We start from the raw sequence: 15553 nt of genomic DNA, 5'->3' as shown, positions 1-15553 counted from the left end.
TGTGGGGTGGCCAAATAATGGCCATGGAGCCTTCTATCTCGGGCTTTTCGCAAAGGTGTGAGTGATTCATGGTTTATTATCAAATAATATTAATTCCTGTTTGATAGTGAGTGTGTTTTGCGATAACTTGGTGGGCCTCATCAGTAGCGCCAAGGAATCCAGATGCTTACCGATTTGCTCAGTCGTGCAGACCAGTCACCGGTTCAGGTGGGTATCGAGGGATCGCTGCCCTTCGTGTTGCGCGCCCCTGTGTCAGGTGACTCCTGGCGCGATCATGCGGAGCTGATCAAGGGAACCGTCGACCGAGAGTTGCACACCACCGGCGGTATCCTCTTTCGCGATTTCGCCTTCCGTGATGCCAGCGATTTCGAGGATTTCGCTCGCAGCTTCGGTCACGAGCTGCTGACCTACGACTACGCCTCCACGCCGCGCACCAAGCTCAACAGCCGCGTCTACACCTCCACCGAGTACCCCGCTCACCAGGTCATTCCGCTGCACAACGAGCAGTCCTACTCGCTGAACTGGCCGATGAAGATCTGGTTTCACTGCATCCAGGCCGCGCCGGTCGGCGGCGAAACACCCATCGCCGACAGCCGCCTGGTCTACCAGCGCATCAATCCCGTCATCCGCCAGCGTTTTGCCGACAAGCGCCTGATGTACGTGCGCAATTACGGCAACGGTCTGGATCTCACCTGGCAGCAGGCGTTCAGTACCGAGGATCGCAATGAGGTCGAGCGTTTCTGCCGGCTCAGTCATATCGACTTCGAGTGGAAGGACGACGGCGAGCTGCGCACGCGCCAGGTCTGCCAGGCCGTGGCGCAGCACCCGGTCACCGGCGAGTGGGTCTGGTTCAACCAGGCGCACCTGTTCCACATCTCCAACCTGCCGGCGGCACTACGCGAGACGCTGGTGTCCATCGTTGGCGAGGAGGGCGTGCCGCGTAACGTCTTCTACGGCGATGGCTCGGCCATTGAACTGGAGGCGCTGGAGCATGTACGCGATGTACTGCAGCGCACCCAGGTCATTTTCCCCTGGCAGGCGGGCGATGCGCTGATGCTCGACAACATGTTGGTTGCCCATGGCCGCTCCACCTTCCAGGGGGCGCGCAAGGTGGTGGTGGCCATGGCCGAGCCTGCGCCATTGGGCTGACGCCCCTCACTCTCGATGCCGCCGCGAAGGCGGCAGAACTCGACTCTGCAAGATGAAGGACGACATATGCTCGATCGCCTGATGCGTGATTGCTGGCTGCGCGGTATTCGCCTGTCCGCCAGTGAAGGCCGCCTGATGATTTCCGCTGGCTTGCCAGAGGCGTTGAATTCGCCCTTGGAGCAGGAGCTGCAGGCACGCGCAGGCGAGATTCTGCCGTGGCTGCAGCGTCATCCGGATTACTTCGAGGCGCGTCCGCTCAGCGATAACGAGCAAGCCCTGTGGTTCCTGCAGCGCATGGAACCGAACAGTTGCGCCTACAACATCGCCCTGGCTGGGCGAGTCAGGCCGCAATACCTCTGGGCGGATCTGCCACAGCGTCTGGAGCGGGCCTGGCAGGTCGTACAGCGGCGTTATCCGCACCTGTGCAGTGCCTATGTCGAGCGTGACGGCCAGTTGCTGCAGTGGGACAGCCGCCCACAGCCCAACTCGCTGCAATGCGAGACCTGGCAGGGCGCGGATGCAGCCAGCGTGCAGCAACGCGTGATCGAACTGGCCGACAAGCCCTTCGATCTGGCTGCCGGTGAAGTCAGCCGGCTGGTGCTGTTGAGCAACCAGTTGGATGACCGCGTCGAGCACACGGTGCTGCTGGGCATTCACCATATCGTCTCCGACCTGACCACCTTCGATGTGCTGTTCAGCGAACTGTTCGCCCTGGTCGATGGCGAAGTGCTTGCCGATGTCGACCCCCAGGCCTATCGCAACTGGTGCAGCGCCCTGCATATCCGCAGCGAGGCGATCGAGGCCGAGGAGCTGACCTGGTGGCAGGCGCAACTGGCCGATGCACCAACGCTGGAACTGCCCACCGACTTCGCCCATGGCAGCACCCAGGGCTTCGAGGGCGGCGAGCTGTCGTTCCATTTTGGCGCGGACAACAGCGAGCGGCTGCGCACGGTGGCCAAAAGCCTGGGCGTTACGCCCTACGTTTACTGGTTCTCACTGTTCCAGCAGTTTCTCGGCATGCTCTCCGGGCAGGATGATTTCGTCCTCGGTACCCCCAGTGGCTGGCGTCTGAAGCGCGAGCAGGCCGAATTGCCGGGCTACCTGGTCAACCCCTTGCCGGTGCGCTGCCGGGTGCGTCGCGACCTGTCCAGTGCTGAGTGGGCAAGGCAGGTGGCGGCCAATGTCAAACAGGCGCTGCGCCACCGTCACTATCCCTTCGCGCGCCTGGCCAAGCACCTGGATCTGCCGCGGCAGATGGGTCGGGCGCCGGTGTTCCAGCATATGTTCACCCTGAACAAGGAGCGTGACGTACCCTTCGAGCGCTATATCGAGCGCATGATCGGCGAGCAGCGTGGCGCGGCCCACGAGCTGAACCTGGTGATCATCGATGACCTGCCCGAGTTCATCGGGCGCTGGCGCTACAGCAAGGCGTTGTATCGCCGCGAGAGCGTCGAGCGCTTCCAGGCGCAGTTCCTGGCCCTGGTCATGGCGGCCATGGAGCAGCCGGACGTGCCTTTCGCTGAACTGGACTGGCTGGCTCCAGAACAACGTTCGCAGTTGTCTGGCGAAACCTTGTCGGTGTCGGAGGAGGGCGCCTGGCAGGCCTTCACCAAGCACTGTTTGGAAAAACCCCAGGCCATCGCCCTGGAGGATCGGCAGGGTCAACTGACCTATGCCGAGCTGGTCGGAGCCGTGGTCGCCCGTGGCGAGCGCCTGCAAGGCTCGCTGAGCGCCCTGGGCGATCGGGTTGCCCTGTGCCTGCCGCGCAGCCGTGAACTGGTGATGCATATGCTCGCCGCCTGGCAGTGCGGCGCCACCTATCTGGCCCTCGACCCGCAGTGGCCCGAGTCGCGTCTGCAGGACATCTGCCTGGATGCCACACCCAGGGTCTGCGTGGGTGAGGGCGAGCGGCCAGACTGGTTGCCAGAGCAGGTGCAGTGGCTGGCCGTGCCGGGCGAGGCGGCATTTAGCGATGCACCGCTGCGCACCAGCGTGCCGGCGGACTTGCCGGCCTACGTGGTCTACACCTCCGGTTCCAGTGGGCGACCCAAGGGCGTGGAGGTGACCCAGGGCAACCTCATCCACTACGTCAGCGCCTGCCTGGCGCGACTGCACCTGAGCAGCGATGCCAGCCTGACGAGCCTGGCCAGTTGTGCCACGGATCTGGGCCACACTGCCTTGTTCGGCGCGCTGCTCAGCGGCCGACGCTTGCGCCTGCTGGACGAGGCGCTGGCCTTCGATGCCGAGGAACTGGCGGCGTTGCTCGGCCAGCAACCCGTGGACATGCTGAAGATCGTGCCTTCGCACCTCAACGCCCTGCTGGTGGCCAGCGAGCCGCAGCGCCTGTTGCCGCGCCAGTGCCTGGTGCTCGGTGGCGAAGCCCTGGGCGCCGACCTGCTGGCGCGGGTGCGTGCCCTGAGCCCGCACCTGCGTATCGTCAACCACTACGGGCCCAGCGAAACCACGGTGGGCGTGCTGACCCACGAAGTCGAAGGCGAGGGTGACGCACCGCTCGGCCGGCCCCTGGGCAACGTGCGCATCAGCGTGCGTGGGCCGGATGGCGCCGTATTGCCGGCTGGCGTCAGCGGCGAGCTGTATATCGAGGGCGCCACCGTGGCGCGTGGTTACCTGAGTGCCAGCGAGGTCGATCAGGCGCGTTTCGGTAAGCAGGGTTACCGCACGGGCGACCGCGTTCGCCTCGATCATCTGGGGCGGGTGCTGTTCCTCGGGCGCCTGGACGAGCAGGTGAAGATTCGCGGCTACCGCGTCGAGCCTTCGGAAGTGGCAGCGCAATTGCGTGCGCTGCCCCAGGTGGCGGACGTGTGCGTGCTCAACGCGCCGACGCCGCTGACTGGTAACCGCCTGGTAGCCTTCCTGGTCGCTGCCAATGGCGACCTGGCGGGTATCCAGGCCGCGTTGCAGGCACGCCTGCCGGACTATATGCAACCGGCGCAGTGGCATTGCCTGGAGGCCATGCCGCTGCTGGCCAACGGCAAGGTCGACCGTCAGGCGTTGTTGAACCTGGCCGAGCAAGCGCCACGCAGCGTCGAGGCACGTGCCGAGCAGCCGCTGAATGCCGTGGAAAGCACCCTGCTGGCCATCTGGCGCGAACTGCTGGGCAACCCGGACATCGGCCCGGACGACAACTTCTTCGCTCAGGGCGGCGACTCGATTCTCGGCCTGCAGATCATCGCCCGTGCGCGCCAGCAGCAGATCACCCTCACGCCCAAGCAACTGTTCGCCGAGCCCAGCGTGCGGGCGCTGGCGCGGGTGGCGCAGACGCCGCAGCGGGCCAGGGTCGAACGCCTGCTGGCGATTGCCCGGGAGATTCTGGAAAAGCCCGACCTGCAAGCCGACGACAACTTCTTCGCGGTCGGTGGCGACTCCATTCTCAGCCTGCAGATCATCGCTCGCGCCAAGCAGCAGGGCCTGCAGCTCAAGCCCAAGCAGATCTTCGAGTTCCCATCGGTCAGCGGCTGGGCCGAGCAGGCCGTGGAGCTCGCCAGTGTGGCCGAGCCGGCCAAGGTCGATAACGCCGAGCCAAGCGCCGCTTTCGCCCTGACGCCGATCCAGGCCTGGTTCTTCGATCAGCAGCAGAACACCCCGCAGTACTGGAACCAGTCCCTGCTGCTGGCCGTTCAGCAACCGCTGGAGCCGGCGCGCCTGGCCCAGGCACTGGCCACCTTGCTGCAGCGTCACAGCAGCCTGCGGCTGATCTTCGAGCAGAGCGCGCAGGGCTGGCAGCAACGCTATCAGCCGCTGTCGGCGGACATGGCCGGCAAGCTGCTGCAGGTGGTCGAACAACCGCTGGACGACGCGCTGCTGGAGCAGTGGCAACAAGGCTGGCAACTGGATCGCGCGCCCTTGATCCGCTGGGTGTACTTCACCGGCAGTGGGCATCTGCTGTGCACGGCGCATCATCTGCTGGTCGACGCCGTGTCCTGGCAGGTGCTGCTGGAAGAACTGGAAAGCCTCTACCTCGACCCGCAGGCTTCGCTGCCGGCGGTTTCCACCAGTTTCCATGGCTGGAGCGAGGCCTTGCAGCGACATCGCCAGAGCGCAGAGGTGCTGGCCCAGCGTGACTACTGGCAAGCGCAGTTGGCCGAGGAGGGCGAGGTCGCCCGTGACGTCAGTCTGTACGGCGAAAGCCGCACGCTGGAAACCAAGCTGTCCGTCGAGAAAACCGAACTGTTGCTGGGCGACTGCCATGGGGCCTACGGCACCCAGGTGCAGGATCTGCTGGTTGCGGTACTGGCCGGCGTGATCGGCCAATGGCTGGGGCGCGAGCAGGTCACCCTGGAGATGGAAAGCCACGGTCGCAGTGGCTGGGAGCAGGGCCCGGATCTGTCGCGCTCGGTGGGTTGGCACACCAGCCGCTACCCCTTGGCCGTGCGGGCCGCCGAACAGCCGGAGGAGGCGATCATCGCCGCCAAGGAAGCACTGCGCCGCGTACCGGAACAGGGCATCGGCTACGGCCTGCTGCGCCTCGATCCCCAGCACGGGCTCGGCGCCGCTTCGCTGCTCACCTTCAACTATCTGGGGCGGGTCGACCAGTGGCTGGGTGGCTCGCGCCTGTGGCGCCTGGCGCAGACGCTGTGCCCGGCCATGCGTGCCCCCGACACCCGCCGCACCCATCTGCTCGACGTCACCGCCCTGGTCGACCAGGGTCAGTTGCACATCGAATGGCGCTACGCCCCGCAGGTGCATGAGCAGACCCTGATCGGCGCACTGGCGCAGCAGTTCCAGCAGCGTATCGAAGCCCTGCTCGAACACTGCCTGGATCCCGAGGCCGGTCGCGCCACCGCTGCCGACTTCGCCGACTCGGGGCTTTCCGACGACGAATTCCTCGGCCTGCTCGAGCAACTGCAATGACCACACCTGGCGCCCCCACATCCCCAGCCCACGGCAAGGAGACCCTCGGCATGAACGACAAGGTCAAGGCACTTTCCCGCAATATCGAGGCCATCTACCCACTGGCGCCCATGCAGCAAGGACTGCTGTTCCACAGCCTGATGCACCCGGGTAAGGGCATGTACCTGCTGCAGTACCGCCATGTGATGGTGCTGCCGCAGCTCGACCTGGACGCCTTCCGCCAGGCCTGGGCACAGGTGGTGGAGCGCCACGAGCTGCTGCGCACCTCCTTCGTCTGGAAGCAGCAGAAGCGGCCGATGCAGGTGGTGCACAAGCAGGTCGAATTGCCGATCACCTACGAGGACTGGTCGGCTATCGACGAGGCCGAGCAGCAGGCGCGCCTGGAGCATCTGCTGGCCGAGGAGCGTCGCGAGGGACTGGATTTCACCCAGGCGCCGCTGATGCGCGTGCGTCTGTTCAAGCTGGCGCCGGACACCTACCAGTTCGTGCGCAGCTATCACCACATCCTCATGGATGCCTGGTGCTTCTCCATCATCATGATGGACTTCCTCGACGGCTACCGCGCCGCGCGTGAGGGTCGGCGCCTGGAACTGCCCAAGCCACGCCCGTACCGCGATTTCATCCGCTGGCTGGAACAGCAGAAGCCCGAGGATCATCAGGCCTTCTGGCAGCAACGCCTGGCCGGTTTCGACACGCCCACCACTTTTGGTTTCGGCCATGCTGGCCGCGTGCTCGATGCGCCGGAGCCGGTGGAGGATTGCGTCGAACACCTGAGCCTGGAGCAGACCCAGGGCCTGCAGCAGGCTGCCAGCCGCCTGGGTATCACCCTCAACACCCTGGTGCAGGGTGCCTGGGCCTTGCTGCTGGGGCGCTACAGCGGCAATCGCGACCTGCTGTTCGGCGTCACCGTGGCCGGGCGCCCGGTGCACATGCAGGGCATGGAGAGCATCGTCGGGCTGTTCATCAACAGCCTGCCGCTGCGCTGGAGCTGGCAGCCTCAGCAGTCCCTCGGTGCCTGGCTCAAGGCGCTGCAGGCGGAGAACCTCAGCCTGCGCGAGCATGAAAGCGTGTCGCTGGCGCAGATCCAGGGCTGGAGCGAAGTGCAGCGCCAGGATCTGTTCCAGAGCCTGTTCGTCTTCGAGAACGCGCCGATCTCCGCCAGCCTGCGTCAGGGCCAGTTGGACTACCTGATCAGCGACATGGCCAACCGCACCCACACCAACTACCCGATCACCGTGGTGATCGTGCCCGGCGAGCGCCTGCACCTGCAGTTGACCTACCAGACCGACTGGTTCCTGCGTGAGGAAGTCGAGCAGATGCTGCGCCACTTCCGCACGTTGCTGCTGAACATGGGCGAGGCCCTGGCGCGCGATACGGACATGCCGCTGCAACGCCTGGCCATGCTCGATGCGGCGGAGATCGCCCAACAGCATGCCTGGGCCGCTGGCGACCTGGCGGCGGATCAAGCGCAGTTGCAGCCGCTCTACGTCGAGCGTGTGCAACAGCAGGTGCGCCGCACCCCCGAGCGCATTGCCGTGGTGCATGGCGAGCGCAGCCTGAGCTTCGATCAGCTAAACCGGGCGGCCAACCGCCTGGCCCGTCATCTGCGCGCCAACGGCGTGCAGGACGGCGACCTGCTGGCGTTGCTCGATGAGCGTGGCCTCGACCTGGTGGTGATGATCCTCGCCGTGCTCAAGGCGGGTGCCGGCTGGCTGCCGCTGGACCCACGCAACCCGCCGCAGCGCCTGGCTCAGGTGCTTACCCAGAGCCGTTCGCCGCTGCTGCTGCATAGCGCGGAGCAGAGCGAGCTGGCCCAGCAGGCGCTGCAGCAGATGGCCCAGCCGCCGGCGGCGATCCGCTACGAGCCGGCGGATCTGAGCGGCTACAGCGATGCCGACCTGGACATTCCCGTGCACGATCTGTCGCTGGCCTACTGCATCTTCACCTCGGGCTCCACTGGCACGCCCAAGGGCGCCATGGTGGCCCACGCCGGCATGCTCAACAACATTCTCGGCAAGTTGCCGGGCCTGGGCCTGAATGAAGATGACGTGATCGCCCAGAGCGCGCCGCAGTGCTTCGACATCTCCGTCTGGCAGACCCTCGCCGGCCTGGTGCTGGGGGCACGCACGGTGATTCTCGGCGACTGCGTGATGCAGAACCCCGAGGCCCTGGCCGAGGCCATCGCGCGCCATGGCGTGAGCATTCTCGAAGCGGTGCCATCGCTGATGCAGAGCCTGCTCGACGCCGGTCTGGAGCGCACCGCGCTGCGCTGGGTACTGGCCACTGGCGAGGCGCTGCCACCGGCGCTGGCGCGGCGCTGGTTCGAGCGCTACCCGGGTATCCCGCTGATGAACGCCTACGGCCCGGCCGAATGCTCCGATGACGTGGCCTTCCATCCGCTCATCGAGTGCCTGCCGGAATCACGCAGCAGCGTGCCGATTGGCCGCGCCACCCTGAACAACCGCCTGTACCTGCTGGATGCCGAACTGCAGCCGGTGCCACGCGGTGCGGTGGGGGAAATCTTCGTCGCTGGTGTCGGCGTTGGCCGTGGCTATATGGCCGACCCGGCGCGCACGGCGGCGGTGTTCCTGCCTGACCCCATCGCCAACGACGGCAGCCGCCTGTATCGCACCGGCGACCTGGCGCGCTTCCTGGCCAATGGCGAACTGGAGTACGTCGGGCGTACCGACCACCAGGTGAAGATTCGCGGCCACCGTATCGAGCTGGACGAGATCGAAGCCTGTCTGACCCGTTACCCCGGTGTGCGTGAGGCGGTGCTGCTGGCCCGTGACGACCAGCAGCGCGCCAAGGTGCTGGTGGCCTACGTGGTGGCCGAGCCGCAGCCCTCCATCGAGGCGCTGCGCGAGTTCGTCGCCGCCAACCTGCCACCCTACATGCTGCCCAGCGCTTTCATGCTGCTCGAACGCATGCCGCTCAACGCCAACGGCAAGATCGACCGCAAGGCGCTGCCGGCGCCCGATTTCGCAGCGCAGAGCGAGGCGCGCTATGTGGCGCCACGCAGCGAGCTGGAAGTGCAATTGGCCGAAGCCTGGCAGGGCGTGCTGGGGCTGGCGCGGGTCGGCATCCAGGATCACTTCTTCGAGCTGGGCGGGCATTCGCTGCTGGCCACGCAACTGATCGGCCAGATCGGCAAGCTCAGCGGCAAGGAACTGCCCCTGCGGGTGGTCTTCGAGCGCCCGACCATCGCCGCCATGGCCGAGTGGCTGGAGCAGCAGGAAGCTGGCGAGAGCAATACGCCGAAGCGCCTGCCGCGTCCGCAGAGCTTGCCGCTGTCGTTCGCTCAGCAGCGCCTGTGGTTCTTGCAGCAACTGCAGCCTGAAAGCCCGGCCTACAACCTGGCCGGCGCGGTGCGCCTGAGCGGCGACCTGCATGTGGCTGACCTGCAGGCAGCGCTACAGGCCCTGGTCGATCAACACGAAGTTTTGCGTACTCGTTTCGTCAGCGACGGCGGCGAGCCGACGCAGGTCATCCTCGCCAAGGCCGAGCTGGCCTTGCCGTTGATCGAGGTGGCCAGCGAGGCGCAGTTGCACGAGCTGCTGCGCCAGGACGCGATGACCCCGTTCGCCCTGGACAGCGCGCCGCTACTGCGTGCCTGCCTGTATCGCCTGGGGCCGCAGGCCCACGTGCTGGCGCTCAATTGCCACCATATCGTCGCCGACGGCTGGTCGCTGCAACTGATCATCGACGGCCTCTGCGCCCATTACCGCGCGCTGCGTCAGGGGCGTCAGCTGGCATTGGCCGAGACGCCGATGCAGTACGCCGACTATGCCCTGTGGCAACGCCAGTGGATGGACAGCGCCGCCTGCCAGAGCGAGCTGGCCTACTGGCGCGAGCAGTTGTCCGGCGAACTGCCGGTGCTCGAACTGGCGGCGGACTTCCCCCGTCCGGCCCATGCCCGCCAGGCTGGCGGGCGCGTCGAGCAGCGCCTGCCGGATGCCCTGGTGGCGCGCCTGCGGGCATTCAGCGCGAGCCACGGCTGGAGCAACTTCATCCCCATGCTCTGCGCCTTCCAGTTGCTGCTGCGCAGCCGCAGCGGCGAGCACGACATCCTCGTCGGGGTGCCGGCCGCCAACCGCCATCACGCGGCCTTGCAGCCGCTGGTGGGCTGCTTCGTCAACACCCTGGTGTATCGCCAGAAGCTTTCCGGCACGGCCAGCCTGTTGCAGCACATGAACGCCTTGCAGGCGCTGTCCGTGGCAGTGCAGTCGCACCAGGATCTGCCCTTCGACTACCTGATCGAACAGCTCGGCGTGGCCCGCCAGGTCAGCTACAACCCGCTGTTCCAGGCCATGTTCAACTACTTCCCGGGGCATGCCCTGGAGCGTTTCGAGCTGACCGAGCTGATCGCCGAGCCCCTCGACAATCGCCCGGACAGCGCCCTGTGTGACCTGCATCTGGACGTACGCGACAGCGAACATGGCATCGCCCTTAGCCTGCAGTACAGCAGCGAGCTGTTCCGCGAGCAGACCGCCCAGGCCATGCTCGAGCAATACCTGGCGCTGCTCGATGCCGTGCTCGAACAACCGCAGCAGGTGCTCGGTGAGCTCGCCTGGCAGCCCGAGCAGCGCGCCCTGGCCCGCTTGCATGGCGAGCCTGTGCAGGGCCACGAAGACATCCTGCAGGCTTTCGCCCGGCAGGTCGCCGAGCAGCCCGAGGCCATCGCCGTGCAGGCCGGCCAACGGCGCCTGAGCTATGCCGAACTGAACCAGGCAGCCGAGCGCCTGGCCGCTGCCTTGCAGGCCCGTGGTGTCGGCGTCGAGGATCGTGTGGCTCTGCGCCTGCCGCGCGATGCGCGCCTGCCCATGGCCATGCTGGCCATCCTCAAAACGGGCGCTGCCTACGTGCCGCTGGCCGAGGACACCCCGGCCGAGCGCGGTCGCTACATTCTCGCCCACGCGCAGCCGCGGCTGTGCCTGAGCAATGCCGAGGCCCTGGCGGAACTGGCCGAGTGGGGCAGTGCCGTCGAACTGCTGGATATCGATGCGCTGAGCACCACCGAGCCTTACCGTGCGCCAAGCGTGCATCCTGCCCAGCTCGCCTACGTGCTCTACACCTCGGGTTCCACCGGCCAGCCCAAGGGCGTGGCCATCGCCCGTGGCAACCTGATGAACCTGATGCTCGGCGTGCAGCAGGTGCTGCCGTTGACGGCGCAGGACAGGGTGCTGGCACTGACCACCGCGACCTTCGATATCGCCATAGTCGAGCTGCTGCTGCCGCTCGCTCGCGGGGCCAGCATCCTGCTCGCCGACCGTGAGCAGGCACGCGACCCACAAGCCCTCGACAGTCTGATCGAGGCCGGTCAGCCGACGGTGATGCAGGCCACGCCGGCCACCTGGCGCATGCTAGTGGCGCACACCCAGCGCAGTTGGCAGGGCGTGCGCGCCATTTCCGGTGGCGAGGCGCTGCCGAGCGCGCTGGCCGAGGCCATGGAGCAGCGTGGCGCGCGGGTGATCAATGGCTACGGGCCGACCGAAGCCAGCGTCTACAGCACCTTCGAGGTGCGTCAGGGTGAGAGCGGCGGGGTGGAGGTGCCGATTGGCCGGCCTGTGGTGAACACAGCCGCCTATGTGCTGGATGCCGACCTGCAACCCGTGGCGCCTGGCGTGCCCGGCGAGCTGTACCTGGCCGGCGCCAACCTGGGCCGTGGTTATTTCGCCGCGCCTGCCCTGAGCGCGGCCAGCTTCCTGCCCGATCCCTTCGTGCCGGGGGCGCGCATGTACCGCACCGGCGACCGTGTGCGGCGCAATGCCAATGGCAGCCTGGACTACCAGGGGCGCCTGGACTTCCAGGTCAAGCTGCGCGGTTTCCGTATCGAACTGGGCGAAATCGAAGCCTTATTGGCGCGCGTCGCCGGGGTGCGCGAAGCGGCCGTGGTGCTGCTCGGCAGAGGCGACAGCGCGCGCCTGGTGGCCTACTACTCGGTCACCCAGGCGGCGAGCGCCGAGCTGAACGACGCCGCGCTGCGCGCGCAACTGGCGCAGCACCTGCCGGATTACATGCTGCCAAGCCAGTTCGTGCGCCTCGACAGCTTGCCGTTGAGCCCCAGTGGCAAGGTGGAGCGCAAGGTGCTGCCGGCGCCCACGCAACATGAAGGCCAGCGCGATGGTGAACTGAGCCAGCCCTGGGAGGCGCAACTGGCCGAGCTCTGGTGCGAGCTGCTTGGTTGCAATGCGGTGGGCGCCGGCGACAACTTCTTCGCCCTCGGCGGCCATTCGTTGCTGGCGGCACGGCTGGTAGCACGTATCGCCGAACGCCACGGGCGGCAACTGCCGCTGCGCAGCGTATTCGAGTGCCCGACCCTGGGCGCACTGGCGGCCAGCCTGGCCACTGCCGAGGGGGCAGACGAAAGCATCCTGCGACCATTCGGCGAGGTTGCGGCGCCGCTGCACTTCACCCAGCAACGGCTGTGGTTCCTCGACCGCTTGCAGGGCGACACCCAGGCCTACCACCTGTCACTGGCCATGCACCTGCACGGCAACCTGCACGCCGAGGTACTGGAACGCGCCCTGGCGCAACTGGTGCAGCGTCAGCACAGTCTGCGCACTGTGTTCTGCGAGACGGATGCTGGCGCGCAGCAGCAGGTCGTGCCGTTGCACGGCCCCCTGCTCAGCGTCGAGCCGTTGCAGCAGGATGTGCAGTCACCGGCCTTCGCCCGCACCTTGAGCGAGGAAGCGCAGCGCGCCTTCGACCTGAGCGCGACGCCGCTGTGGCGCGTGCGCCTGTATCAGGGCGAAGGGCAGAGCGTGCTGCAGGCCACCTTGCACCACATCATCGCCGACGCCCGTTCGCTGGAGATCTTCTTCGACGAACTGCAACGCCTTTACCAGGCCGAGCTGAGCGGAGCCCAGGCGACGTTGGCGCCGCTGCCGCTGCAATTCAGCGATGTCGCCGCCAGTTGGCAGAGCCCCGCCGGGCAGGCGCGCATCGACGCACAACTGGACTACTGGCGCCAGGCCCTGGCCGGCGAGCCGCCGGTGCTGGATCTGCCCACCGACCTGCCGCGCCCTGCCGAGCAGGGCTACCACGGCCGGCGCCTGCGTTTCGAGCTGCCTGCCGAGTTGGTCGAACGCCTGCGCAGCACCGCGCAGCGCCATGGCCTGACCGCCTTCGCGCCCCTGCTGGCGGCCTGGAAGGTGCTGCTGGCCAGGCATTCCGGGCAGCGCGAGCTGTGGATCGGCCTGCCGGTGGCGCAGCGTCAGCAGGCGCACACCGACAACCTTATCGGCTATTTCGCCAGCACCCAGGTGCTGCGCAGCCAGGTCGACCCGCTGCAATCGGTGGCGTCGTTCTGGCAGGCGTTGCAAGCCACCCACCTGAGCGCCCAGCAGCACGGCGACGTGCCCTTCGAGCGGCTGGTAGAGGCCTTGCAGGTACGCCGCGATCTGAGCCATACGCCGTTGTTCCAGGCGCTGTTCAACCTGATCCAGCGCGACGACGTGGCGGCGGTCGGCCAGGGCTTCGCCGGCCTGCCGGCGCAGCGCCTGGATGTCGAGAGCGACAGTGCCCTGGTGGACATCGGCCTGCATATCGAACAGCACGGCAGCGCCTGGCACTGCGTGCTGGAGTACAACACCGAGCTGTTCGTCGCCAGCACCATGCAACGCTACGCCGACGAGTACCGTCATCTGCTCGACGGCATGCTGGTGCGGCCCGAGGCGCGGCTGTGGGACATCGACCTGGCCAATGCCGATCACGCCCTGACCCGCCGCCCGTGGAACCTGCCGGCGCACGCGCTGAGCGAAACCGAGGATCTGATCGCCCGCTTCGAGCGCCAGGTCGCGCTGACCCCGGACGCACTGGCGGTGGATTGTCAGGAGCAACGCTACAGCTATGCCCAGCTCAATGCCCTGAGCAATCGCCTGGCCCATTGGCTGCGCGCCCAGGGTGTCGGTTGCGATGATCTGGTCGCCCTGTGCCTGAGCCGTGGCCCCTGGCTGCTGCCCAGCATCCTGGCGATCCACAAGGCGGGCGCGGCCTATCTGCCGCTGGACCCGCAGCAACCGGGCGAACGCCTGCGTTTCATCATCGAGCATGCGCGGCCGGCCCTGGTGCTCAGCGAGCAGGCCTGCGCCGAGGTGCTCGGCGCTGTCGACAGCACGCTCGTCGAGCACCTGCCGCTGGCCGAGCAGCCGGCGCATGATCTGGGATTGCCGGTGGCGCCGCTGCAGCGTGCCTACGTGATCTATACCTCGGGCTCCACCGGCACGCCCAAGGGCGTGCAGGTCACCCGTGGCAACCTGAGCAACCTGCTCGCCGGCCTCGACCGCCAGTTGCCGCTGAGCGCCGAGGACGTCTGGTTGGCCAGCACCACCTACGCCTTCGATATGTGCAAGCCGGAGCTGTTCCTGCCGTTGCTCAAGGGCGCATCCATCCTCCTGGCACGCCGCGAGCAGGTGGTCGATGGCCACCGCCTGTTCGAGCTGCTGCGTCGCGCCACGGTGTTCCAGGCCACCCCGGCTGGCTGGCAGATCCTGCTGGAAACCGGGCGTGACGACTGGCCGGCCCTGCGCGGCCTGATCGGCGGTGAAGCGGTGCCGGCCGAGCTGGTCAAGGTGCTGCAGGCCAAGGGTGTGCAACTGATCAACGCCTATGGCCCCACGGAAACCACCGTCTGGTCGACCACCCAGGCGCTGCGCGAGGTGCCGGCCGGTGTCGCCGATATCGGCATGCCGTTGCTCAACACGCGCTGCTACGTGCTCGACGAATGCCTGCGGCCGGTACCGCTGGGCAGCACTGGCGAGCTGTATATCGCCGGCAGCGGCGTGACCCGTGGCTACCAGCGTGCGCCGACTATTACCGCCGCGGCGTACCTGCCCGATCCGTTCGCCAGCGAGCCTGGTAGCCGCATGTACCGCACTGGCGACCTGGTGCGCCGCCGTAGCGATGGGCGCCTGGCCTATGTCGGCCGCGCCGACTTCCAGGTCAAGGTACGCGGCTTCCGTATCGAACCGGGGGAGATCGAATCGCTGCTGCGCCGTTACCCCGGCGTGGAAGAGGCGGTGGTCATGCTCGATGGTCGCAGCCACAGCCTGTTCGCCTGGCTGCAGGCCGCGAGCCCGGTCGACGAGGCGGCGCTGCGCCGCCATCTGGAAAACCTGCTGCCGGCCTATATGGTGCCGGCCGGTTTCATCCAGCTACCTCGTTTCGCCCTCAATGCCAACGGCAAGATCGACCGCAAGGCCCTGCCGGCGCCGCAAGCGCAGGCCGAGCAAGGCGTAGCGCCGCGCACGGCACTGGAGCGCGAACTGGCCGAGCTGTGGCAGGAGCTGCTCGACCTGCCGCAGGTCGGCGTGCTCAGCAGCTTCTTCGAGCTGGGCGGCCATTCGCTGCTGGCGATGCGACTGATGACCCGGGTGGAGAGCCGCTTCGGCGTCAAGGTCGAGCTGCGCAGCCTGTTCCATAACCCGACCATTGCCGGCCTGGCCGAACAGATCGAAAACCCGCAGCGGCCTTCGACCGATCAGGCACTGGATGAGATGCAGCGTTTGCTGGCAGAGATGGAAGACTGAAG

The 15553-nt window shown here is 67.0% G+C and carries 3 protein-coding genes; all 3 read left to right on the top strand.

Translation table 11 applies throughout. The features are described from left to right. The first annotated feature begins 162 nt into the window (after positions 1-162). Entirely contained in the window at positions 163-1149 is a 987-nt protein-coding gene (locus OU800_RS16005) for a TauD/TfdA family dioxygenase (RefSeq protein ID WP_268178311.1), read from the top strand. A gap of 66 nt (positions 1150-1215) precedes the next feature. Continuing rightward, positions 1216-6021: a non-ribosomal peptide synthetase gene (locus OU800_RS16000; protein ID WP_268178310.1), complete on the top strand. Its 4806-nt coding sequence runs from the start codon at positions 1216-1218 to the stop codon at positions 6019-6021. Between the two features lie 50 nt (positions 6022-6071). Then, a complete protein-coding gene (locus OU800_RS15995; protein WP_268178309.1) occupies positions 6072-15551 on the top strand; it encodes a non-ribosomal peptide synthetase in 9480 nt (3159 codons plus the stop codon). The last annotated feature ends 2 nt before the right edge of the window (positions 15552-15553 follow it).

The organism is Pseudomonas sp. GOM7 (genome assembly GCF_026723825.1).
Taxonomy (GTDB): domain Bacteria; phylum Pseudomonadota; class Gammaproteobacteria; order Pseudomonadales; family Pseudomonadaceae; genus Aquipseudomonas.
This window is presented reverse-complemented; position numbering and strand designations above follow the sequence as displayed.